A 21536-nucleotide genomic window follows, 5' to 3' on the forward strand; every position below is an offset into this window, starting at 1 on the left:
AAAGCAGATCAATCGATCCGGATTTTCGATTTTACGGATGACGGGCGCCTGCCTACAGTGCACGGCAATGAATCCCAATGAATCGCCCAGGCTGTTGATCGGATGCGCCGCCGGCTTCTCGGGCGACCGCACCGATGCGGCGGGCCCGGTGGTCGACACGCTCATCGCGCGGCTGCAGAACGGCCCGAAAGAACAACGCGCCTTCCTGATCTTCGAGACGCTGGCCGAACGCACGCTGGCCCTGGCGCAATTGCGTCGCCGCGACAACCCAGATGCGGGCTACGAACCGCTGCTCGACGCGATGCTGCGGCCCGTGCTCGCGCGCTGCCTGGCGCACGGCATCCGCATCGTCAGCAACTTCGGCGCCGCCAACCCGCGCGCCGCCGCCCGGCACATCGCCCGCATGGCGCACGAGCTGGGGGCTGGCGCACCGCGCATCGCGGTGGTGGAGGGCGACGATCTTTCCGGCCCCGAGCACCGCGCCGTGCTGCGCGAGGCGCTGGGCGCACAGATGGACGGTTTGCGCGTGGTCAGCGCCAATGCGTACATCGGCGCCGAGCCGATTGCCGCCGCACTTGATGCCGGCGCGCAGATCGTGGTGTGCGGCCGCGTGGCCGACCCGTCGCTTACCGTCGGGCCGGCCATGTCGCACTTCGGCTGGCGCGCCGACGACTGGAACCGCCTGGGCCGCGCCACCATGGCAGGCCATTTGCTTGAATGCGGCGCGCAGGTGTGCGGCGGCTACTTTGCCGACCCCGGCTACAAGGATGTGCCGGGCCTGGAAGCGGTGGGTTTTCCCATTGCCGAGATCGACGCCGACGGCGGCTGCGTGATCGGCAAGTCCGACGGCACCGGCGGGCTCGTGAGCGAGGCCACGGTGAAAGAGCAACTGCTCTACGAAGTGCACGACCCCGCCGCCTACCTGACGCCCGACGTGGTCGCGGACATCGCCAATGCCGAGGTACGTGCGTTGCCCGGTGCCGACCGTGTCGAGCTGTCGGGCGTGCGTGGCCACGAGCGGCCGGGCCGCTACAAGGTCAATGTCTGCCATGAAGGCGGCTGGCTGGCCGAGGGAGAAATCTCTTACGCCGGCCCTCGCGCCGAGTCGCGCGCAAGGCTCGCGGCCGATGTGCTGCGCAAGCGCCTCGACGGCTTGACGCTGCGCGTCGACTTGATCGGTGCGCTGAGCATCCTCGGCGACGACGCCGGCCGCGCGTTGGCGGACCTTGCCGATGCCGGGCTGCGCGACGTGCGCTTGCGCGTTGCCGCCACGCATGCCGATCGCGCGCAGGCCGAACGCCTGGCGCGCGAAGTCATGGCGCTCTACACCTGCGGGCCCGCAGGCGGCGGCGGTGTGCGCACCGCGCTCACGCCCCGGCTCAACACGCTGTCTTGTCTGCTGCCGCGCGACGCTGTGCCAGTGCGTTTTGAACTGCTCGATGCAAAGGCGCTGGCATGAACGACACCACAAACATGACAGACACGATCGAGGTGCCGCTCTACCGCGCCGCCCACGGCCGCACCGGCGACAAGGGCGACCGCTCCAACATCAGCGTCATCGCCTGGCACGCCGACCTTTACCCTTTGCTGCTTGAACAGCTCACACCCGAGCGCGTGGCGGAACAGTTCCAGCATCGCAAGCCCTCGCAGGTACAGCGCTTCGCTCTGCCGAAACTGCACGCGATGAACTTCGTGCTCGATGCGGTGCTCGACGGCGGCGTCAACGACGCGCTGAACCTCGATGCACACGGCAAGGCGCTGTCTTTCCTGCTGCTCGACATGCCGATCCAGATACCGCGCGCGCTCGAACCGCTGCTGGCAGGGCCGTAGCGGCGGCATCCCTTTTTTCTTACCCATCCATCCGGAGACAAAACAATGAAACGATTTCCCCTCACCGTGCTGACCACCGCATTGGCCCTGATGCCACTGCTGGGCCACGCACAGGCCTTCCCTGAAAAGTCCATCACCTTCGTCGTGCCCTTCGCGGCCGGCACCGCCACCGACCAGATCGCACGCGCGCTCGGCAACCAGATCGCGACCGAAACCAAGCAGGCCGTCATCATCGACAACAAGGCCGGCGCCAGCGGCTTCATCGCCTCGCAGAGCGTGGCGAAGGCGCCTGCCGATGGCTACACGGTGCTGATCACCACCAACACCACGCACGCAGCCAATGAGCACCTGTTCAAGAGGCTGCCCTACGACCCGGTGAAGGACTACGCGCCCATCGCCGCGCTCGGCAAGGGCGGGCAGATCATGGTGGTGAACCCGTCCTTCCCCGCGAAAAGCGTGGCCGAGTTCATCGCGCTCGCGAAGAAGGACCCGGGCAAGTACAGCTTCGGCAGCGGCAGCAGTTCGAGCCGCATGGCCGGCGAACTGCTGCAGCAGATGGCCGACATCAAGCTGCTGCACGTGCCTTACAAGAGCAACACGCTCGCGATTACCGACCTGCTGGGCAGCCAGATCAACATGATGATCACCGACACGGCCACCGGCCTGCCGCAGGTCAAGGCGGGCAAGCTGCGCGCGCTGGGCATTTCCAGCGCGGCGCGCTCGCCGCTGGCACCCGACGTGCCCACCATTTCCGAGGCCGGCGTGAAGGGCTACGAAATGGGCTACTGGTTCGCGGCTTATGCGCCCGCGAAGACGCCACCGGCCGTGGTCAAGCGGCTCAACGAACTGCTGGTGAAGGCCGCGAAGAGCGAAGCCGCCAAGACCGCCTTTTACGAACCGACCGGCACCGAGGTGTTCACCACTTCGCCCGAAGAGCTGGCGAAGTTCCAGACCGCCGAGTCGCAGAAGTGGGGCCGCATCGTGAAGGCCGCCGGCATCGAAGCCGAATAGCGCCATCGCCGTAGCGGGGATCGGCGCCGCGCAAAGAACACCATAACGAAGGAGACAAACCATGAAACGCTGGAGCCTTGCGGCTGCCACGGTGGCTTCGGCCGCCCTTTTTCTTCTGAGCGCCTGCGGTGGAAGCGGCGGGGGAGGCGGCTTCGTGCTGCCACCATCGACCGTCGCACCACCCGCGACAACACCCCCGGCCGCCACCGCGCCGAAATTCAAGCTCGCCATATCGAAGACCGAGGACGTGCCCGGCACCTTCGGCACCGTGGGCGCCTACGAGAAGATCAGCGGCACCTTCACCGGCGAGGTCGATCCGAAGGACGCGCGCAACGCGATCATCCAAGACCTGCAGCTCGCGCCGCTCAACGCCAACGGCAAGGTCGAGTACAGCTCCGACTTCGTGCTCTTCAAACCCAAGGACATGAGCAAGGCCAGCGGCGTGTTGCGCTATGACGCACCGAACCGCGGCAACATCGTGAACCTCGACCCGTACTTCGCCTCGCGCGGCTACGTGTTCCTTACCGCCGCGTGGCAGGGTGACGTGCCCGCAGCGGCCGGCAAGCTCACGTTGCAGGTGCCGGTGGCGAAGAACACCGACGGCAGCACCATCACCGGCACTTACCGCGCCGAACTGCTGCCCACGGTGGCGACGAACGATTCGCTCCCGCTGCCCGGCGGCCCGTTCAACGCAGCCATGCAGGCCTATGCGACCGCAAGCCTCGACAACACGAAGCCCGGCTACGTGCTCACGCGCCGCATCAACGAGGGCGATGCGCGCCAACTGATTCCAGCGAGCGAGTGGAAATTTGCGAAGTGCGGCGCGGGCGCTCCGTTCCCCGGCACGCCCGACGAAACCAGCGTGTGCCTGAAGGACGCATGGGACCCGGCCTACATGTACGAGCTGGTCTACATCGCGAAAGACCCGAAGGTCATGGGCCTGGGTCTTGCGGCGCTGCGCGACATGATCACCTTCTTCCATCGCGACGCGAGCGACGCTGTGGGCACGGCCAACCCCGTGGCCACGGCGATCCGGAACACCATCGCCTCCGGTGTTTCGCAGTGCGGCAACTTCATGAAGACCTTCGTGCACCTGGGCTTCAACGAGGACCGCGCGGGCCAGAAGGTGTTCGACGGCGTGTTCGCGCAGATCGCGGCGCGGCAGACCAACATCAACATGCGCTTTTCGATCCCCGGTGGTGGCGGCGGTGTGCGCACTGACCACACGGCCTTCGGACAGACCGGCACGCGTGGTCTTTCGAAGGACTATGTGGACGACGTGGCCCAACGGCGCGGCGGCATCCTCTCGCGCTGCGAGGCCAGCGGCACCTGCCCCAAGCTCTTCATCGGCTTCAGCGGCACGGAGTTCTGGACCTTGCAGGGCTCGCCGTTGCTGACCGATGCCTGGGGCACGGCCGACCTGGTGCAGCCGGGCAACGCGCGCATCTACTACTACGCGAGCACCCACCACTTGCTGGGCCTGCCGTCGATGCCGGGCACCAACGCAGGCGCGCTGTACACGACCAATGCGAACACGGGCGTGATTCCGGTCGTGCGCGCCCTGTACCAACGCCTGGAGGAATGGGTCGTGCAGGGCACCACGCCGCCCGACAACCAGGTGCCCAAGCTGGCAGATGCCACGCTGGTGCGGCCGGCACAAGTCAAGTTCCCGGCCATTCCGGGCGCGAACTACACAGGCCTTGTCAACACGTATTCGCTGCTCGACTGGGGCCCCAACTACCGGCCGCAGGACGAGAGCGGCATCGCCACACAGGTGCCGCCCGCCTACCTGGGCCGCGACTACGCGATCCTGGTGCCGCAGGTGGATGCGGACGGCAACGACATCGCCGGCATTCGCAGCCTCGACGTGGCCGTGCCCGTGGGCACCAACACCGGCTGGAACTCCACCAACAAGCCGGGCACCATCGACCAGGCGGGGCTCTTCGGCGCGTACTTCCCGTTCGTGAAGACGGCCGCGCTGCGTGCCGGCACGACAGACCCGCGCCTGTCGCTGCAGGAGCGCTACACCGACCAGGCCGGCTACGTCGCCGCAGTGACCAGCGCGGCCAACGACTTGGTGGCGAAGCGCTTCATGCTGCGCGTGGATGCCGATGCAGCCATTGCGAATGCGAGCGCCAACCCGGTGCTGCCTTAGAGCCGGTGGGTGTCGAGCTTGCGCTCGCGATGTTTCGCGAGTGGGCTCGATCGGCGCGTGATCGATTCGGCAATGAAGGCTTCGCCAGCGTTCTCAGGTGTTGCTTGCAATCCAGCGATAGACAGGGTGCGCTGGATCCAGCATCAGCTTGATGGCAATTGCGCAGCAGACCACCATGAGCAATGGCCGAATGAGTTTTGCGCCACCCCAGATGGCCAGCCTGGAGCCCACTTGCGCACCGACAAAGGCTCCCAACCCCATCACTATGCCGATGCGCCAATGAACGAGGCCTTGAAAGACATAGATGGAGAGCGAGCCCAGGATGGACGCAAGGTTCAGCAGCTTCGTGTGGGCCGTTGCGCGGACGACGCCATAGCCCAGCAGGAGGACGAAGGCGATCATGAAGAATGAGCCGGTGCCAGGGCCGAACGCGCCGTCATAGAAACCGATCACGACCGCCGCGGTCACGCAAAAGGCCGCCATGGAAATTCTCTGTTCGGCATCGTCGTCGGTCATCTTGGGTGACAAGGCGAAATAGAGTGCCATGACGATCAAGAGAAATGGCAGGCCGGTCTTTACCAGTTGCTGGGGAACCGAGCTGACCACCAGCGCCCCGGCGATGGAGCCCAGGCAGGCCAGCACGGCTGCCGGCCAGATTCGCTTCCATTCGATCAAGCCAGCTCGCGCGAAATTTGCCGTCGAGGAAACTGCGCCGAGCGTCGCCTGCAGCTTGCTCGTTGCGATCGCGGAGACTGGGTCGAGACCCGCAATGACAAGCGCGGGAACCGTCACCAGTCCGCCGCCGCCGGCGATGGCATCGAAGGCTCCTGCCAGAAATGCAACGCCCGCGAGGATGCAGAGAATGGAAAGCGAGTAGTCGCCGAGCAGGAAATTGATGGTGTTCATGAGCGAGGTGCTTGCGGGATAGACGAGGGCTTCATCCCTGCACAAGCAGAGGGTCGTCGGACAGGGCGATCTCCTGCGCCGCAGGTGAATATCCGAACATGCGAATGAGGAGCCGGCGGTTGTCTTCGACCACGTCACGGCAATGCAAGGCCTTGTGATTGTTGAGCACGATCGCCGTGGAGGGTTGAAGGGGTATGCGCAGCATCTCTGCGCGGCGAACCTCGTCGGTCAAGATCTCGAAGGCGTTCTTGATGGGCGGCGGTGCCTCGTCGTTCACAGAAAAACGATAGGAGTTGTACCGAAGCGCGAAGGTGCCGCAAAGGAGCAGTGGTAAGGAGGTTCCGTGTGCGCGCTGAGTGCCAGGCCTGTGTGCGAGGAAAGCTCCACAGCGTCTGAGACTGGCTCGTCCTTGAGCTTGGTTTTTCCGCCACCCTTGAAATTGCCGACCAATCGAACAAGTTCATTGCCGTCCAGGTCGAAAGCAAATGCGCGGTGCTCGACGATGTTCAGCAGGATCTGGCTGCGTGACGCAAGCCTCAGGCAATGAAAGTCATCCCGGAGCACGCTGAGTGTCGGAAGATCCGCAGGCGTGCTGCGACCAGTGGGATCGAGCATCCCTTCGAAGATCAGAAGGGCGAGTTCCCCGTTCGCAAAGCGCTTCGCGGTAGCAGCCTGCTGCACATCGAAGGTCTCGCACATTGCTGCGGCAAACTGCAGGGCCCTGGATTTGGTGCCCGGTGCCTGTGGCCCGCCGTTCCGGGCGATCTCCACGGCCGAGGCTTCCAACATCGCGGCCTGCGGGCCGGTGAACGTGAAGACATCAACGTCCGAGAAACGACGTTCTGCTGGCTTGGTCGCTTTGACGGATGACGAGCGGCCTTCAAGCAGTTCCTGCTGAATTTTCATTCTTTCCTCCCTCTTGTGATACTCAAGCCCTCTCGATGAAAGATCCTCGATGACGCTGCCGAATTGCCAGGTTGCCATCGAGCATCGGTGTCTGGGCGAGGCGCAGTATCGTGTTCGGTTTGCTTGCTTCCAAGCGTCGATTCCCACCGATTGGGAATCGACGCATATTTCGCGAAAGCGGTCGGAACACCAGGCCGAGGAAGGTGCGCGGGCATGCGGTCTGCGTAATGCTTTTGCATGAAGCACCAGAGCCTTGGCATGGCCGCTGACGAGATCGCGCAGTACGAGAAGTACCGCAGGTCGACATCGTCGCGCTCACGTGGAATGCGACGGCTTGTTCCGCTTTTCCCTAACCGGCGACGTGCGCCGCGAACCCCGAGCGGCCCGGTGCAATATCGGGCCGCAGCGTGAGGGCAGGAATCTCGTAGTCGCCCGCGTTCTGCGGACGGAATGCGATCGGTGCCATCGTCCACAGCGCATCGAGCCGGTCGCCCAGGTCTTCGGTGATCCGCGCATAGGCCGCATCGTCGACCTTGCCCGTGCGGTAGACCACGAAGGGCGGCAGCACCTCGAAGCCCGGGTAGTACAGGATGCCGTGGTGAACGGGAAACAGCAGGTCGTCCATCGGCCCGTTGATGCCGCGCGGGCTGTAGTGCGGCGCCCAGCCGCCGGTGGTGACCACCAGCATCGCGCGCTTGCCGGCCATCACGCCCTGGCCGAAGCGGTCGCCCCAGTGCGTGTCGGAATGCTCGCCCACGCCGTAGGCAAAGCCATAGGCATACACGCGCTCGACCCAGCCCTTGAGGATGGCGGGCATCGAATACCACCAGAGCGGAAACTGGAAGATCACCGCATCGGCCCACCGCAGCTTGGCCTGCTCGGCCGCGATGTCGTCGGGCTGCGTGCCGGCTTCGAAGGCGCGCTGTGAATCCATGACGGGATCGAAGTGCGCCCCGGGCTCCACGTGCGCAAAGTCGTCGGCCGCCAGCGGTGCCTTCCATTGCATGGTGTAGAGATCGGACACGCGCACTTCGTGCCCCGATTGCGTGAGGCGTTCCACCATGAAGTTTTTCAGCGACCCGTTGAGCGACCGGGCTTCGGGGTGGGCGTGAACGAGGAGGACTTTCATGACGGATGAACCTGTGGAATGAAGAACATGCACGCAGGTTAGAAAAGATGGCGCTATATTGGAAATGAATAGTTTGAATTCCAGCCATTGCCATGAACAATTTCAGCCGCATCGACCTCAACCTGCTCATCACGCTCGACGTGCTGCTGACCGAGCGCAACGTGACCCGTGCGGCCGAGCGCCTGAACCTCTCGCAGCCTTCGGTGAGCGTGCAACTCGCCAAACTGCGCGAGATGTTCAACGACCCGTTGCTGGTGCCCGCGCAACGCGGCATGCGGCCCACCACGCGCGCCGACGAACTGCGCGAGCCGCTGCGCGAGGCGCTCGAATCATTGGGCCGCGCGGTGGCACCCACCAAACCGTTCGACCCTGCGGATGCCACCACCACCTGGCGCGTGGCAGCGGCCGACTATGCCGAATCGGCCATCTTGTTGCCGGCGCTGGCTGGCCTGCGCAAGGCGGCACCGAACACGCGGCTTGCCGTGGTCGAGGCGGTGCCGTCACGTATGGCGCGGCAGTTGGAGCAGGGGGAGATCGATCTGTTCTTTCACACCAGCGTTGGGGCGCCGCCCGGGTTGCATCGGCGGGTGCTGTTCAACGAGCGCTATGTGCTGGCGGGGAGGGCGGGGCACCCACGGTTGAAGCGCCGGCCCACGCTCGCGCAGTTCTGCGCGCTGGAGCATGTGGTGGTGTCGCTGGGCGGTGGCGGCTTCGTCGGCCCCACCGATGAGGCGCTGGCGCAGGAGGGTTTGACGCGGCGCGTGGCGCTGTCGGTGCCGCACTTCCTTTTCATGATGTCGGTGCTGGCCGAGACCGACATGGTGGCGATGCTGCCCGAGCGGCTGGCACGCGGCGCGCCGGGACTGCGGGTGGTGGAGGCACCGCTGGAGGTACCGGGGTATGAGATGGCGATGCTGTGGCACGAGCGGCGGCATCGGGATGCGGGGCATCGGTGGGTGCGGGAGTGGATTGTGGGGAGTTTGTAGGCGGTCTTCAACGACCGGAGTCGGGTGGAACTTCGCGAAGCGATTGATAGGATCTGCCTTCAAGGCCGTCGTCTCAAAGTCGATCCAAAACTGGGTGACGGCGCCTGAACGGGGGCGACCCGAGGCATGGCAAGGGCCAGCAATCAAGACGAGCAGCAGCTAATCAACTTGGAGGGAAACGCCGATGAAACGCTTCCTGGTGACTCATAACTACGGGATGGGCGCGCTGTATTGGTGGATCGAGGCTCCGTCCTCGGACGCGATCATTCAGCGCTATGCAGAAGTTGAAGTCGTTGATCTGAATGGGATCGATCCAAGTCGATTCGCGAGTACCGCGTCGCTGAGCATCGACGACCCTGCACCTCCTGACCTTGCCGGGCTGGAAGATCAACGCCGCGTTCAACGAGGCAAGCCTGGCTACGGGGCACTGGTGGGGCGGGGCAAGGTTTATTTGAAGCAGGACTATGCCGAAGAAGATGAGACCTATCTCACCGAGTGCGACGAGGCCGGCTACCGCACACGTCAGATCGTGCAATCTGCCGACGGCAGCATGGAAAGAAGTGGCCCCGACGATTGGCTCTTCAATCCACCCGAGGACCTTTGGAATCCAGATCTCGCGCCTTGCGAGATCTCCCGCGAAGAGTTTGATTCCCTGTGGGACCGCGCTCGTGACGGAGAGTGAGGGATGTTTGCCGCCGCTTGGCGCATCTTTGGGAAGCACCATGCTGAAAAGATTCAAGGCGCTTGAACCCTTCGATGCGTCCGGTGCGTTGCACGGCGTCTTGGTTGCCGCGTTGCTGGCAGCCAACGCATGTTCCGCACAACAGCCGGTGGCCGGTCCGACGGTGAAGAGGGACATTTGCGCGACCGCGATCAATGACCCAGCGCAGACCATCGACGACGCAACCCGCGAGCGCTTCACCAAGGAATTCAACGACGAGGTCGCTCGCGGCGGCGGCGCGCTGCTTGACGTCTTCGACCGGCCGCCCAAGGCGCTGTATTCGGTTCCCCCAAGGTATCCGGCGTGGGCCAGGCGCTGCGAGGTTCAGAGCAGAGTCATCGTCGAACTTGTGATTGGCCCGGAAGGAGAGGTCGTTCGCACGAGAGTGCTTGGCAATCCACCGCGAGTGCTTGCTGACGCCGCCGTTCTTGCCGTGCGCCAATGGAGGTTTCAACCGCAAACGCTCGGTGGTGAACCCACAAGCGCAAGGTTTCTGCAGCCCTTCAATTTCCTGCTCACGCCTGCTTCTGAGGAGGACGGTTCGCGAGCCGTTATCGGGCACCGGGATCTTTCGGCAGGTGATGAAAAAAAGTCGTTGCAACTCAGCTATGCGATTGCGCAGCTGGAATCGGACCTGGGGCCCGGCGTAAGGGTCGTCAACATGCAGACCATGGAGTTGCCGTTGGTCGATTACGCACGGTCGGTCCAATCCAGGATGGACAGCATCGAGGCAGAAGAAGGCACGCCCCTCGTCAATCAGAATCTTCGCGTTGCCCTTACGGTGAATGCGGACGGAAGCGTTGCCGACGTACGGGCTTGGGGGGCGGCCAATGAGGCGTCGCAGCAACGCGCGGAGCAGGCCGCTCGGCGAGCCGCAGCCTTGGGGCCGTTGCCGCGTACCCCTGGCGGCGAGATCAAGAAAATCGTGTTTGTTCTGCCGTTCGCATTCGAGGCTGATCGAGGCATGCAGATGCCGTCGAAGAGTCCGTGAGTTCGTGGTGCGGCGGAACTGCCCGATGGCGACGCCCGGCGTCGACCGCATGGCCCGCGTCGATCAATTCCTGAACCACGACGGAGCCGACCCAACCGGTGGCGCCAGTGACAAAAACATGCATGGCGCAGAGCCTTCCTCAACCCAAGCGCATGGACAGTTCGACATCGCCGGCGAACGGCACCGACAGGTATCCACCGTCAGGCGAGCGCACGCGTGCCAGGTACTCCGGGCTGCTGTCGGCGTTGTCCGCCACGATCAGCGCGCCCGGTCGCAGGCGGCCCTCGACCAGCGCCAGGATGTCGGGGTAGAGCGCCTTTGCGCCATCGAGCAGCAGCAGGTCGATGGACTCTGGCAGGCCGGTTGCCAGCGTCTTCAGTGCATCGCCTTCGCGGATCTCGACCAGGTCGCTCACGCCGCCCTCGGCCAGATGCTCGCGGGCCTTGGCGATCTTCGATGGCTCGAACTCGCTGCCGATCAGGCGGCCACCGCCGTTGTCGCGCAGCGCCGCGGCCATGTACAGGGTGGACAGGCCGAAGGAGGTGCCGAACTCGATGACGTTGCGCGCGTTCATGCTGCGCGCCAGTTGGTACAGCAGCACGCCGGTCTCACGCGACACCGGCAGCCACAGGTCTTTCATGCGGCTGTAGAGGTCGAGGTATTCGGTCTTGCTGCGCATCAGCCGTTCGCGTTCCTCACGGCTGATGCTGGCCAGGGCAGGGTTGGTTGCCGCGGCGGCTTGCAGGAACAGGCGGTCCAGCAAGGGGGCCATGGGTGCAGTGGTCAAGGTCGTTGTCACAGGGTTCTTTCGTTTGAAAAGCAGATGCGAAATAATATGAAGAACCCTTCACGTTTGCTATTCGCGTTGCGGAACCCTCTCATGCCCGACCGCCCAAGTGCCTCCATCTCCTCTCGCAGAAAGCCCAAGCAGGCGCGCTCGGCCGATCTTCTTGAGGCCATTCTTCAAGCAGCTATTCAGGTTTTGGCGAAAGAAGGCGTGCACCGCTTCACAACCACGCGCGTCGCCGAGAGGGCCGGCGTGAGCGTCGGGTCGGTTTATCAATACTTCCCGAACAAGGCGTCGATCTTGTTTCGCCTGCAGAGCGACGAATGGAGGCAGACCACGGAGTTGATGCGCGGCATCCTCGGGGACGCGCAACGCCCCGCGCTCGAGCGCCTGCGCATGCTCACGCACGCCTTCATCCGCTCCGAGTGCGAAGAAGCACAAGTGCGCACCGCGCTCGGCGACGCCGCGCCGTTTTACCGCGATGCACCCGAGGCGCAGGAAGTGCGCGCCGCCGGCGATGAATTTGTGCGCGAGTTCATGCAGCAAGCCCTGCCAGCCGCCTCCGATGCCACACGTGACATGGCGGGCGACCTGATCGTGAGAACGCTCAGCACGGTGGGCAAAGACTTTTCCGAGAGTCCTCGAACCGACGCCGAGATAGAGGCCTGGGCGGACTCGCTGGCCGACATGCTTTGTGCCTACATGGAAAGCCTTGCATCGCGCTGAGCCGGCGATCGCGTTGGCAGAACCGCCTTTTCAGATGAGCCCCCTCGTCGCCGCCTTCAACGTCGCGGCTGCACGGGTCGAGCATTCGAGCTTGAGGAACACGCGTTCGACATGCGTTCGCAATCGAAGGTGAGCTATCTCTTTGGCGTTAGTCGCTGTTGGGAGGCTAATATCCATGAAAGTTGTAGCCAATTTCTTCAAATCACATGCAAGCCCTAGCCCCTCAAAATTCGACATCTCGATCCTTGCAGGAGCGTGAGCCCGAGGCCAAATTTGAGCATGTTGACACGTCGTTTTTATTCGAAGAACTCAGGCGTGTATACCAATCTTCCCAAAAGCCGATTTCCGTAGATATGCGCCAACTTGTTTCTTGGCTTAAGGCGGGCGACCAAACAACTCATTTTCTACATCCCTATCCCGGAAAATTGTTGCCTCACATTGCGCATTTTTTTGTCCACGCCAGCGTGCTCAACAAAGCAAAAAAACCAATCCTTGATCCTTTTTGCGGCTCGGGCACAGTCGCTCTCGAGGCCTCATTAGCAGGAATCGAAACCTATGTCGCCGATGCAAACCCATTTGCGATATTGCTCACAGCAGTCAAAAGCTATCCTTACTCTTGTACAGAGCTTCAAGAGGAACTTGTTGCGCTGGCTCGGCGAGCCCGAGGTTATAGATCAGCACCGCCAGTGGAAATAGTGAATGCAACCACTTGGTATCACCCAGAGGTAAAGGCCAAGCTTGAGCGCGTGCATCGGGCGATTGTAAAAATCAGTGATGAAAAAATTCGCGCATTCTTCTTTATCGTATTCTCGGCAACAGCTAAAAAACTAAGCTACGCTGATCCAGCGATAGGTGTGCCAGTAAAATTGCGCGTTAAACCACAGTTTTCAACAGCCGAAAATCGGCGCATCGAAAAAAAAAATCGCAGCCATCAACTCTTCTAATGTACTTGCAGAGTTTGAGCTTCAGGCATTGGAAAGCATTGATAGAGTGCGAAAGGCCAATGTTCAAAAACCAACACGAAAGCCTGTCTCCGTGGTTGGATTTGACTGCAAATCTTTGCACGCACCTAATAACATTGCATGCGCGCTGCCTAGTAATTCAGTCGCACTGACGATCACTTCTCCTCCGTACGGAAGTGCACAAAAATATGTGCGAGCGACTAGTTTAGGTTTGAACTGGCTAGGTTTGGCGAAGCCTAATGAGTTGGCCCTCTTGGAATCGCGTTCAATAGGTCGAGAGCACGTGAAAATTCTTGCCAGTGGAAATATTTCTTTTGGCTCAAAAATAGATGGGCAATTAGAAAAAATCGAAAAACAAAGCCCTGTCCGCGCCGCAATAACTCGAGAGTATTTATGTGAAATGCGAAAATGTGTCGATGAACTAAGTCGTATTGCTATGCCCGGTGGGCGGGTTGTGATGATCGTTGGGAATAATCGAGTTGCTGGTGAAATTGTCGAGAACGATGCTTTTTTAATTGACGAATTTAAAGCTCGAAATTTAAGTTTAGATCTTTGGCTTTTAGACAAAATTCGAGCTCGAAGATTGATGCGTAGCCGCCATGAAACAGCTGGGCTAATCGATTACGAATCCATTTTGGTTTTTCGAAAGCAATAAATGGATCGGGCCACTGTCAACAGAGTTTTGCGATCACTCTCGGAGCACGCTTGGGAAAATGAAATTAGATGGCCTCATATCCAGTCCTGGGAGGCCAATTTCACTGGGGAAGTTTACTCTGAAGACGAAGAGCGTCTGTACGCATTGTTCGCACTGACACGCTTCATGTATTTTGGGCGGCAGGCGATACTCGAAATGCTCAAATCTCTTTATCGAGATCATTTCAGATCACCATTAATTCAACGGGCTAGGCGAAATCACAACAACACCAAAGATTGGGGAATTCTCGAGGCTGCATTCAAGCAGGAGCTAGCTGCGACAAAGTTTCTCGGTGTCGGAAATCCTGCGGAAAGTGGGGCTCATCTGCTCTATCGATTCCGGCAAGTGAATCGCCTATCAAAAGAATTATTTTCAGATATATCTACAGAATTCGTGTCAAGAGTGGTAGGCATCAATGGCGTTGCAACAGTGCAGCTTGAGCGCCGCCATGCTCAGATAAATCGTTACGTATTTTTCGACGACTTAGTGGGGTCGGGGACTCAAGCATCGATTTATCTTGCAGATCAGCTCAAGAAAATTCGCCAAGCTAATGCGAATATCGATCTTCGTTTCATGTGCTTGTTTGCGACAACTGCAGGGCTGCAAAAATTAAATACAACCCCCCTTTTTGCCGGCAATGCGGTTGCTCTCTTTGAGCTGGATTCGACATATCACTGTCTCACGTTAAATTCCCGGCATTTTAAAAATCCACCATCATGGTTTGACATCGGAAAAATGACAAAAATTGCCAGCCATTATGGTGCTGCCCTGCAGCCCCAGTTACCACTGGGCTATAAAAATGGTCAATTATTGCTCGGCTTTTCGCACAATACGCCCGATAACACATTGCCAATTTTTTGGGACGAAGGCGCTCTGCGCCCTTGGCAGGCTGTGTTCAAAAGGTTTGACAAAATTTATTGAGGGAGTAAGTTGTGGAAAAATCAAATCCCTTTACTCTTGTGCGGGCGTCGGACTATACGGATTCACAAATTAATGATTTGTGGGTTGAGTTGGGACCTGAAGTTATTAGCGCCGTACTTGAGCCAAAAGCTGTCCATTCGAAATATATCTTGGGTGGCAAGGGCTCGGGAAAGACACACATCCTACGCTATTACTCTTATACGGCCGCCCGCTTAAGGAAACCTGGGGAGTCTGGTATTTCGGTTGTCCGTCGTCTAAAATTCTTAGCGATATTTATGCGCGCTACCGCATTGGATGCCGCTCGGTTTGAGGTAGGCACTGATCGGCACAGTCGTTGGCAAACACTTTTCGGTGTTTATTTAGAATTGAGGCTTGTGGAAGGACTCCTAGATGCGCTCTGCGATATTAAGGCGTCTTCGCGCGATTTGGTATTTGACGACACCGCGTTCGTTGGCGTTTTAGCGCGCAACGTAACAGATCCAGAGCTCTTGCGGTGCGACAGCCTGGAGGATCTGCGGGATTGGGTGATCGAATGGCGTCGAATTATTGACGAAGCCATAAACAATGCTGCGTTCACCGGGAAATTGGATTTGACAATTCCGTTTTCAGTGGGCTCACTGTGCTTGCCAGTTAAAGACGCCCTGTCAAAGTGGAGTAAGGAGCTGCAAGGGATACCTTTGATTTATTTGATCGATGAAATTGAGAATTTCTCTGTTGATCAGCAAAAAGTTATTAACTCTCTTCTCCGCTACGCCGAAGGAAAGGCTACGTTTAGAATTACTGGCCGGCTTTATGCCCGAAAAACATTCGAGACAATTGGCGGTGAGGAAAATCGTGAGGGCTCGGAATTTCGAACAACTAATCTCGATTTGATGTTGCGAAAATATCCCCGATACTCTGAGTTTGCGCAAAAATTTGTGCTTAAAAGGATAACTGCGGCTGGCGAGCGGATTGGACCAAAAAATATCGAGCCTCGACAGATTTTTGCAACCCTTAACTTCGACGAATTTTGCACTTCAGCTTTTTCTGTCTTGGGTATTGATGAGCTTGATAATTCGTTCGCAGAGGAGTTTTATTCTCTCTTGTCTCAATTCTCGGAACGTAAGCAGCCTAATAGCTCGCCTGAGGTTGCGGTATCGCGTTTGATTGATGGATTTCCACTAATCTTGCAAAAACTGAATTTGCTCAGATTTTGCAAAGAGTTTGATCCCGAAGTGGATGTTTGCGCGTTGGCTGAGAAAATTTCTGAAGAGTGTATTTCTTTTTTGCTGGGCAAGAAAAAGGGAATTACGTATGCAAATGCATACGGGCACTATAAGGGTGATCTTTTTGCCCAAATTTGCAAAGAATCTAAGCGCCTTCGAATGGTTCCTTATGCGGGATTTGAAACATTTGTCAGCATGTCTTCAAGTAATCCTAGGAATTTGTTGATTATTTTAGGTCGAGCTTATGAAATAGCAGCATTTCGAGAGATCGAGTTTGGAAGTGGGGTTCCTCTTTCAATTGAGCTACAGACCGAAGCTGCACTTGAAGCTGCTCGATTTATCTATGAGCGCGATACGAATCACGGAAGCGCTTCTGACCTTGCCCGTGCGGCAACCGAGCGATTGGCGACGATATTACGAACCGCACGCTACGCATTGAATATTCCTGAAGTCTCCCCCTTGGTGGTCAGTTTTTCCGACACCTCATTGACGGCGGAAGCTCGGGTGACATTGGAAGCGGCTCTAAATTATTCTTTCCTTATAGAAATTTATTCAGGCCGGCCGGACCGAAATTCGGAGCAAATTCGGCGCAAGATGCAATTGAATCCGATGCTTTCACCCCATTGGGGGCTTTCGACTGGTCGGCGCGGCGATCTCAGCTTGAGCACGCAATTGGTGAACTCCATCTTTGACTCAAAACTCTCAAGTGAATTTGATGTACTGGGTAACGCTCTTCGTGTGAAGTGGAATCAGCCTTTTAAAGATTTTCAAAATCAGCCGGCACAGGAAGAGTTGTTCTAAATGGATTACTCTTATTACTATCGGCGAACAATTAATGTTCAAAGAATTAAGGATGAATTACAGGGGTTTGATGTTTTTATTTCGGCATACAATTCCAGTGATCGAGTAAAAAATGTTTATGGCGAAGTTCGAGCTGCCAGAAGTTATTGGGTGATTCACCCTGAATACCAATATGCGGCAATAGAGCGCCCTCAGAATGGTGTTTTAATTTGTCCAGCCTCTTTAGATGAGGTGGCTCAAGTTGGTGCAATATTTGACGCTGTTGGGGATTTGTCCGGGTTGAGGGTTTGCATTGACATCACCGGATTTATGCGCCACGTGCTTACGTTCTTGATTGCAAAATTGGCTCGAGACAATTCGTGTAATTTATTCGCTTTGTACTCAGAGCCGGAGGCCTATCTTAAACAAGAAAACACGCAATTTGCTACGACTACTTCTGGAATCGTAAGACCTGTTCGTGGAATGGCTGGGCCGACTAAACCACAGGCGCTGGATCACTTGGTAATTGCGGTGGGCTATGATCACCGTCTAATCTCTGAAGTCGTGAACAGTAAAGACGATTCGCGTGTCTATCCAATATTCGCGTTCCCACCTTTGAGCGCCGATATGTATCAGCAAAGCGCAATTCGAGCTTCGGAAAGCGGCGACGTTGCGCAAAGTTCAGACTGGTTGAACAACCGACAGTTTGCGCCGGCAAACGATCCTTTTGCTACCGCGGAGATTTTGAGTTCCTTGATCGCTCAAATTGACCGTAGACCTGAGCCGGCTAATATATATATATATCTCCACTTTCAACGAAGGTTCAAGCATTGGGTTTCGCAATCTACTGGCATATTGAGGGCCGGCAGCGGGGGGCGGTGACAATTTTGCTGCCGGAGTGTTTGACGTATACTCGCGAAACTAGTATCGGATTAAAGAAGTTGTGGATGTACGAATTAGAGTTCTAAGGGATTTCTAAATTTCGGCCTACGTAACCGCCAATTGATTTTTATCGACTAAGCGATCAAGGGGCCTGCAACGCTTGTGTATGCGTTTAGGGACTGGTTTTCGAGCAATAAGAAGGCCTACCGAGTACGGAGCCTCCTGTGCGTCTCATCGCTCGGCCGCTGCGAGCACTAAGGTTGCGCAGCCCATTCACGCAGACACTGCTGATGTAACTCCCCCGCCTCATGCACCAGATCCGCCACCAGCCAGATCACGTTATCCAAATGCTTCGGTCCCGCGCCATCGAACCAGTCGATGTCACTGCCATAGCAGCACCACACCAGCGACTTCAACTGCGCCAGCTTGTTCTCAAGAAGATCCGCCGCGCCGGGCCCGTCCGTGGTGGTGCTCGAGTTGCCACGGGATGCCGGCTTGCGACGCCCGGCCATAATTCGTTCAGCCATTTGTTGTGCTTTCCTGAAAAGTTGTGCACGTCATGTGGTCAGACGGTCGGGGTGTGTCAGCACCTCGGCCGTCGCCTTTTGTGCCTCGCGTTTTCCATCGAATGTGCATGGCACCGATGGTCCGCCGCGAGGCGAAGCGGTTCGTCCATCAAAGCGTGTTGTGTGTGATGCCTTTCTTTCCCACTACAGTGGGTCGTCGAGCGACAGGGGCATTTACTTTAGAGAGGTGTAGCGCGGGCAGGGAAACTGAATGCGCCAGTAAGTCTCGGATCGCGCGGGTTTCCGCTTCGCCATTGCAAGCACTTCACAGACGGCGCAATCCCACGCATCAACAGCGGCGCGAGCACATCGCCATTTAGCTCAGCGCGATGCGTCCGGCCCGATTCCCATCGCCCGCCACATCGCGCGAATGATGCGAAACGACCGCTCGTCGCCCACCATCCCGCGCTGCATCTTGTTCATCGCGTAAGCGAAGCTCGTGCGCGCATCCATGTCGATGAGCGCAAACGATCCGCCGCCGCCAGACCAGAAAAGCGAGTTGGGATTCGGTAGCGAGAGCGACAAGATCGGGCTCGGCAAACCAAAGCCCAGGCCGAAGCGCACCTGCATGCCCCGCATCGCGAGGTCAGGCCCTTCGATCTGCTGCGCCAGCGCCTTGCGGCATCCGGCCTCCGACATGATCCGCTTGCCCTTCGCCATGCCACCATTGGCAAGCAGCGCATGAATCTCGGCAATGGCGCGTGCATTGCCATGCCCGTTCACCGCCGGAATCTCCGCGCCGCGCCAAGCGCGCGTGCGCGTCGATGGCACATCGGTCTGCGTGTCGATGAAGGTCACTCGCTGGATGTCGCTGAGCTGCAGCTCGGCCGTGTTGCGCGTCACTTCAAAGCCTACGAGGTCCGCCACGCGATGGTCTTCCGAGGCCGGCAGGCCGATCCAGAAATCCGCGCCCAGCGGCTGTGCGATTTCTTCGCGGAACACGGTGCCGAGGCTCTTGCCGGTGACGCGGCGCACCACCTCGCCAACGAGAAAGCCGAAGGTGTAGATGTGATAGCCCGAGGCCGTGCCCGGCTCCCACAGCGGCGCCTGGGCGGCGAGCATCGAGGTCACCTTGTCCCAGTCGTAGAAGTCTTCGCCGCTGCACGCCGGGCGCCAGCCGGAGAGGCCCGCGGAATGGCTGAGCAACTGCGCGACGGTGATGGCCGCCTTGCCGTTGGCGGCGAACTCGGGCCAGTACTTCGCAACGGGCGCCGCGATGTCGAGCACGCCACGGTCGGCCAGCAGCAGGGCCGTGAGCGCGGCCATGGTCTTGGTGACGGAGTAGACGTTGACGAGGGTGTCGCGCTCCCAGGCCCGGGTCTTCGCCTCGTCCGCGAAGCCGCCCCAGAGGTCGACCACGGTCTCGCCGTTCACCGTCGCGCAGAACGAGGCGCCGAGTTCTTCACCGTTGGCGAAGTTGGCTTCGAAGGCCTCCCTCGCGCCAGCGAAGCGGTCGTGTGCGAATCCGTGAACCGTGCCTTGGTGCATGCGTGGGTTTCTCCTGAACGGGGAGGGGGCGGATTGTGGACCGCCCGCGAATGCAGCGCAAAGCCATCGGGTGGCATAGGCCGTCCGTCGAATGCACAGCAGCCTGTGCACTCTCTAGCATCGAGGTGTCGCCGCTTTTCCCGATATCCAGATGAAACAGCTTGCCTCCTTCGCTGTCATGGCATGGCTTTCGCTGGCCGCCTTCGCCTGCACCTCGGCTTTCGCCGCCGCGCCGCCCGAGAAAGACCACCCCCTTGTCGGCCGTTATGAAGGCGCGGTGCTCGACGGCACCAAGGTCATGGCCTACGACGAGGTCGGCCTCATCAAGGAGCCGTTCCAGAACTGGGGCGGCGGCAAGCCCGATCTGCTGAAGCTCGAGGGCAAGATATCGCTGTATCACTACAAGCTGCCCGGCGACCGCTCGCTGCTCGAAGTGCAGCGCAACTACGAGTCAAGCCTGAAGGCCAAGGGTTTCGAGATTCTTTTTACCTGCGGTACGGCCAATGCCTCCTGCTACAAGAAGCGGCCCAACAGCGTGGACACCACCTCGCCTTACGATTTTGCGCTGGCCTTCGATGACCCCGAGTGGCCGCGCCTGGGCAGCCGCGGCGACTACATCCGCAACTACTTTTCGGTGAGCGGCCGTTATCTGCTCGCGAAGAAGAGCGGCCCCACTGGCACGGTGTACGCCAGCATCGCGCTGGCCGAGCACAACGCCGAGGTCGGCAACCACGCCTTCGTGCGCGTGGTCGAGAGCAAGGCGATGGAGGGCGACAAGATCGTGTTCGTCGATGCCTCGGCGATGCAGAAGAGCCTGGCCGATACAGGGCGCATCAACCTCTACGGCATTCAGTTCGACCTCGACAAGGACGTGATCCGGCCCGAGTCGCAGCCCACGCTCGATGAAATGACGAAGCTGATGCGCGGCAATCCGCCGCTGAAGCTCTCGGTGGTGGGGCACACCGATGCGCAAGGAGAGGCGAAGCACAACGACGATCTGTCGAAGCGCCGTGCGCTGGCGGTGATCGCGGTGCTGGTAAAGGCCGGCGTGGACCCGCGCCGCTTCACGACCCGTGGCGCGGGCGCGGCCGAGCCGGTGGCGCCGAATGACAACGAGGCCGGGCGTGCGAAGAACCGGCGGGTGGAGTTGGTCCGGCTTTAGCGGCTTGAGAACGGTCGGTCGGGCAGGGCGAGGCGGTGGTGCCTCAACTTTTCAGCACGGCGAACAGCGTTGCCCAGTTGCCCGGCGCGGCATCGACCAGCGCATTCAGGTGTCTTTGCAGCCGCGCCGCCACATCGGACAGCGACACGCCCTCGGGTACGGGCGCCGCACCGGCAATGAGGCGGATCCACGCGTCGGCATCTTCATCGCCGGCTTCTTCCGGCACTTCCCAGCCACCAGCGGCGCCCAGCAGGTAGCGCAGGTGGTATTCGATGGCAAAGCCCGGTTCGGGCGTGCCTTCGCGCTGCACCCGACCGAGGCTGGCAATGGCCGCGGCCAGCGCCTGGCTGTCGAAGCTGCGGCTGGTTTCGTCGCTGCACAGTTCGGAGTTGTCGACGGCGTAGCCCACGAGTTCGCGCCAGTAGGTCTCGTCGTGCACGCCGTCGCGTTGTTCCATGTGTTCGGCGGCAAAGCGTGCCATGAGGGCCGCATCGGGAATCAGCGGCGACACGACGAGGTCGCTGCGAAAGTCGAAGCCGAAGAAGTACAGAGTGCCGTCGAGCGTCAGCGCCTCGATGCCGCCGATGTGTCCTTTGCGGCCGGCCAGTGGCTGCGGGGTCGTGGACGCTGGGGGTGGTTCGGGAACTGGTGGCTTTTTCTTGAAGAAGTCGAACATCCGAAGATCCTTTCTGGGGAAAGTTTCAGTTCTCGGCGATGTTCGCACTCAT

Annotated in this window: 23 protein-coding genes; 14 read left to right on the plus strand and 9 right to left on the minus strand. The window is 59.5% G+C overall.

Going from position 1 to position 21536, the window contains the following annotated elements; translation table 11 throughout:
- Nucleotides 1–67 precede the first annotated feature (67 nt).
- From H7F35_RS26310 to H7F35_RS26325, 4 genes are all read left to right on the plus strand, one after another.
- The gene (locus H7F35_RS26310; RefSeq protein ID WP_261803358.1) at nucleotides 68–1459 is read left to right on the plus strand and encodes an acyclic terpene utilization AtuA family protein; all 1392 of its coding nucleotides are present in this window, start codon (nucleotides 68–70) and stop codon (nucleotides 1457–1459) included.
- Nucleotides 1456–1830: a hypothetical protein gene (locus H7F35_RS26315; protein WP_187109485.1), complete on the plus strand. Its 375-nt coding sequence runs from the start codon at nucleotides 1456–1458 to the stop codon at nucleotides 1828–1830. The genes H7F35_RS26310 and H7F35_RS26315 overlap by 4 nt, the downstream gene beginning before the upstream one ends.
- Before the next feature lie 45 nt (nucleotides 1831–1875).
- A complete protein-coding gene (locus H7F35_RS26320; protein WP_187109486.1) occupies nucleotides 1876–2841 on the plus strand; it encodes a Bug family tripartite tricarboxylate transporter substrate binding protein in 966 nt (321 codons plus the stop codon).
- A 61-nt stretch (nucleotides 2842–2902) separates the two neighbouring features.
- Nucleotides 2903–4996, plus strand: a complete 2094-nt coding sequence (locus H7F35_RS26325) for an alpha/beta hydrolase domain-containing protein (RefSeq protein WP_187109487.1) — start codon at nucleotides 2903–2905, stop codon at nucleotides 4994–4996.
- A gap of 93 nt (nucleotides 4997–5089) precedes the next feature.
- Here the strand turns inward: H7F35_RS26325 and H7F35_RS26330 are convergent, their stop codons facing one another.
- From H7F35_RS26330 to H7F35_RS26340, 4 genes are all read right to left on the minus strand, one after another.
- Nucleotides 5090–5902 (minus strand): TSUP family transporter, encoded by an 813-nt coding sequence (locus tag H7F35_RS26330; protein WP_187109488.1) that lies wholly within the window; start codon nucleotides 5900–5902, stop codon nucleotides 5090–5092.
- A gap of 31 nt (nucleotides 5903–5933) precedes the next feature.
- The gene (locus tag H7F35_RS34620; protein ID WP_222621970.1) at nucleotides 5934–6179 is read right to left on the minus strand and encodes a hypothetical protein; all 246 of its coding nucleotides are present in this window, start codon (nucleotides 6177–6179) and stop codon (nucleotides 5934–5936) included.
- The gene (locus tag H7F35_RS34625) at nucleotides 6176–6886 is read right to left on the minus strand and encodes a hypothetical protein (RefSeq protein ID WP_222621971.1); all 711 of its coding nucleotides are present in this window, start codon (nucleotides 6884–6886) and stop codon (nucleotides 6176–6178) included. Before H7F35_RS34625 ends, H7F35_RS34620 begins: the two co-directional genes overlap by 4 nt.
- A 271-nt stretch (nucleotides 6887–7157) precedes the next feature.
- The gene (locus tag H7F35_RS26340) at nucleotides 7158–7937 is read right to left on the minus strand and encodes an NAD(P)H-dependent oxidoreductase (RefSeq protein ID WP_187109489.1); all 780 of its coding nucleotides are present in this window, start codon (nucleotides 7935–7937) and stop codon (nucleotides 7158–7160) included.
- Between the two features lie 92 nt (nucleotides 7938–8029).
- Here H7F35_RS26340 and H7F35_RS26345 point away from each other — a divergent pair, with 92 nt between their 5' ends.
- The 3 genes from H7F35_RS26345 (at nucleotide 8030) to H7F35_RS26355 (ending at nucleotide 10635) form a co-directional block, all read left to right on the plus strand.
- Nucleotides 8030–8923, plus strand: a complete 894-nt coding sequence (locus H7F35_RS26345; protein WP_187109490.1) for a LysR family transcriptional regulator — start codon at nucleotides 8030–8032, stop codon at nucleotides 8921–8923.
- Between the two features lie 184 nt (nucleotides 8924–9107).
- Entirely contained in the window at nucleotides 9108–9605 is a 498-nt protein-coding gene (locus H7F35_RS26350; protein ID WP_187109491.1) for a hypothetical protein, read from the plus strand.
- A gap of 40 nt (nucleotides 9606–9645) precedes the next feature.
- A complete protein-coding gene (locus H7F35_RS26355; protein WP_187109492.1) occupies nucleotides 9646–10635 on the plus strand; it encodes an energy transducer TonB in 990 nt (329 codons plus the stop codon).
- On the opposite strand, the gene H7F35_RS35180 is transcribed toward H7F35_RS26355, so the two are convergent.
- The gene (locus H7F35_RS35180) at nucleotides 10559–10759 is read right to left on the minus strand and encodes an NAD-dependent epimerase/dehydratase family protein (protein ID WP_410010731.1); all 201 of its coding nucleotides are present in this window, start codon (nucleotides 10757–10759) and stop codon (nucleotides 10559–10561) included. The two genes, H7F35_RS26355 and H7F35_RS35180, sit on opposite strands and share 77 nt — an antisense overlap.
- Nucleotides 10760–10774: 15 nt before the next feature.
- Entirely contained in the window at nucleotides 10775–11407 is a 633-nt protein-coding gene (locus H7F35_RS26365) for an O-methyltransferase (RefSeq protein ID WP_222621972.1), read from the minus strand.
- Between the two features lie 108 nt (nucleotides 11408–11515).
- On the opposite strand from H7F35_RS26365, the gene H7F35_RS26370 reads away from it, so the two are divergent.
- The 6 genes from H7F35_RS26370 to H7F35_RS26395 all read left to right on the plus strand — a co-directional run bounded on the left by H7F35_RS26370 (nucleotide 11516) and on the right by H7F35_RS26395 (nucleotide 17592).
- A complete protein-coding gene (locus H7F35_RS26370; protein ID WP_187109494.1) occupies nucleotides 11516–12148 on the plus strand; it encodes a TetR family transcriptional regulator in 633 nt (210 codons plus the stop codon).
- Nucleotides 12149–12354: 206 nt separating this feature from the next.
- Nucleotides 12355–13092: a hypothetical protein gene (locus tag H7F35_RS26375; RefSeq protein WP_187109495.1), complete on the plus strand. Its 738-nt coding sequence runs from the start codon at nucleotides 12355–12357 to the stop codon at nucleotides 13090–13092.
- Nucleotides 13093–13393: 301 nt separating this feature from the next.
- Nucleotides 13394–13765, plus strand: a complete 372-nt coding sequence (locus tag H7F35_RS26380; protein ID WP_187109496.1) for a hypothetical protein — start codon at nucleotides 13394–13396, stop codon at nucleotides 13763–13765.
- Nucleotides 13766–14725 carry a hypothetical protein gene (locus tag H7F35_RS26385; protein ID WP_187109497.1) on the plus strand — a complete coding sequence of 320 codons (960 nt, stop codon included), beginning with the start codon at nucleotides 13766–13768 and terminating at the stop codon, nucleotides 14723–14725. It begins immediately after the preceding gene.
- A gap of 11 nt (nucleotides 14726–14736) precedes the next feature.
- Nucleotides 14737–16731, plus strand: a complete 1995-nt coding sequence (locus H7F35_RS26390; protein WP_187109498.1) for a hypothetical protein — start codon at nucleotides 14737–14739, stop codon at nucleotides 16729–16731.
- Nucleotides 16732–17592, plus strand: coding sequence for a hypothetical protein (locus H7F35_RS26395; protein WP_222621973.1), 861 nt, complete (start codon nucleotides 16732–16734; stop codon nucleotides 17590–17592).
- A gap of 254 nt (nucleotides 17593–17846) precedes the next feature.
- On the opposite strand, the gene H7F35_RS26400 is transcribed toward H7F35_RS26395, so the two are convergent.
- Both H7F35_RS26400 and H7F35_RS26405 read right to left on the minus strand, forming a co-directional pair.
- The gene (locus H7F35_RS26400) at nucleotides 17847–18119 is read right to left on the minus strand and encodes a hypothetical protein (protein ID WP_187109499.1); all 273 of its coding nucleotides are present in this window, start codon (nucleotides 18117–18119) and stop codon (nucleotides 17847–17849) included.
- 360 nt (nucleotides 18120–18479) lie between these two features.
- Complete coding sequence (locus H7F35_RS26405; RefSeq protein ID WP_187109500.1) at nucleotides 18480–19646, minus strand: serine hydrolase domain-containing protein; 1167 nt, start codon at nucleotides 19644–19646, stop codon at nucleotides 18480–18482.
- Nucleotides 19647–19824: 178 nt separating this feature from the next.
- Here H7F35_RS26405 and H7F35_RS26410 point away from each other — a divergent pair, with 178 nt between their 5' ends.
- On the plus strand, nucleotides 19825–20808 hold the full coding sequence (locus H7F35_RS26410; RefSeq protein WP_261803359.1) for an OmpA family protein: 984 nt from the start codon (nucleotides 19825–19827) through the stop codon (nucleotides 20806–20808).
- A gap of 43 nt (nucleotides 20809–20851) precedes the next feature.
- Here the strand turns inward: H7F35_RS26410 and H7F35_RS26415 are convergent, their stop codons facing one another.
- Nucleotides 20852–21484, minus strand: coding sequence for a hypothetical protein (locus H7F35_RS26415; protein ID WP_187109502.1), 633 nt, complete (start codon nucleotides 21482–21484; stop codon nucleotides 20852–20854).
- Nucleotides 21485–21536: the final 52 nt, after the last annotated feature.

Source organism: Variovorax sp. PAMC26660 (assembly GCF_014302995.1).
Classification (GTDB): Bacteria; Pseudomonadota; Gammaproteobacteria; order Burkholderiales; family Burkholderiaceae_C; genus Variovorax.

Bases quoted from the DNA above. Each gene is read 5' to 3' on its own strand.
- H7F35_RS26375 (WP_187109495.1), top strand. From the start codon at position 12,355: ATGCAAGCCCTAGCCCCTCAAAATTCGACATCTCGATCCTTGCAGGAG.
- H7F35_RS26325 (WP_187109487.1), top strand. From the start codon at position 2,903: ATGAAACGCTGGAGCCTTGCGGCTGCCACGGTGGCTTCGGCCGCCCTT.
- H7F35_RS26410 (WP_261803359.1), top strand. From the start codon at position 19,825: ATGGCATGGCTTTCGCTGGCCGCCTTCGCCTGCACCTCGGCTTTCGCC.
- H7F35_RS26370 (WP_187109494.1), top strand. From the start codon at position 11,516: ATGCCCGACCGCCCAAGTGCCTCCATCTCCTCTCGCAGAAAGCCCAAG.
- H7F35_RS26310 (WP_261803358.1), top strand. From the start codon at position 68: ATGAATCCCAATGAATCGCCCAGGCTGTTGATCGGATGCGCCGCCGGC.
- H7F35_RS26415 (WP_187109502.1), bottom strand. From the start codon at position 21,484: ATGTTCGACTTCTTCAAGAAAAAGCCACCAGTTCCCGAACCACCCCCA.
- H7F35_RS26350 (WP_187109491.1), top strand. From the start codon at position 9,108: ATGAAACGCTTCCTGGTGACTCATAACTACGGGATGGGCGCGCTGTAT.
- H7F35_RS34625 (WP_222621971.1), bottom strand. From the start codon at position 6,886: ATGGCAACCTGGCAATTCGGCAGCGTCATCGAGGATCTTTCATCGAGA.
- H7F35_RS26400 (WP_187109499.1), bottom strand. From the start codon at position 18,119: ATGGCTGAACGAATTATGGCCGGGCGTCGCAAGCCGGCATCCCGTGGC.
- H7F35_RS26340 (WP_187109489.1), bottom strand. From the start codon at position 7,937: ATGAAAGTCCTCCTCGTTCACGCCCACCCCGAAGCCCGGTCGCTCAAC.
- H7F35_RS26330 (WP_187109488.1), bottom strand. From the start codon at position 5,902: ATGAACACCATCAATTTCCTGCTCGGCGACTACTCGCTTTCCATTCTC.
- H7F35_RS26345 (WP_187109490.1), top strand. From the start codon at position 8,030: ATGAACAATTTCAGCCGCATCGACCTCAACCTGCTCATCACGCTCGAC.
- H7F35_RS26405 (WP_187109500.1), bottom strand. From the start codon at position 19,646: ATGCACCAAGGCACGGTTCACGGATTCGCACACGACCGCTTCGCTGGC.
- H7F35_RS26315 (WP_187109485.1), top strand. From the start codon at position 1,456: ATGAACGACACCACAAACATGACAGACACGATCGAGGTGCCGCTCTAC.
- H7F35_RS26395 (WP_222621973.1), top strand. From the start codon at position 16,732: ATGGATTACTCTTATTACTATCGGCGAACAATTAATGTTCAAAGAATT.
- H7F35_RS26355 (WP_187109492.1), top strand. From the start codon at position 9,646: ATGCTGAAAAGATTCAAGGCGCTTGAACCCTTCGATGCGTCCGGTGCG.
- H7F35_RS26385 (WP_187109497.1), top strand. From the start codon at position 13,766: ATGGATCGGGCCACTGTCAACAGAGTTTTGCGATCACTCTCGGAGCAC.
- H7F35_RS26320 (WP_187109486.1), top strand. From the start codon at position 1,876: ATGAAACGATTTCCCCTCACCGTGCTGACCACCGCATTGGCCCTGATG.
- H7F35_RS26365 (WP_222621972.1), bottom strand. From the start codon at position 11,407: ATGGCCCCCTTGCTGGACCGCCTGTTCCTGCAAGCCGCCGCGGCAACC.
- H7F35_RS35180 (WP_410010731.1), bottom strand. From the start codon at position 10,759: ATGCATGTTTTTGTCACTGGCGCCACCGGTTGGGTCGGCTCCGTCGTG.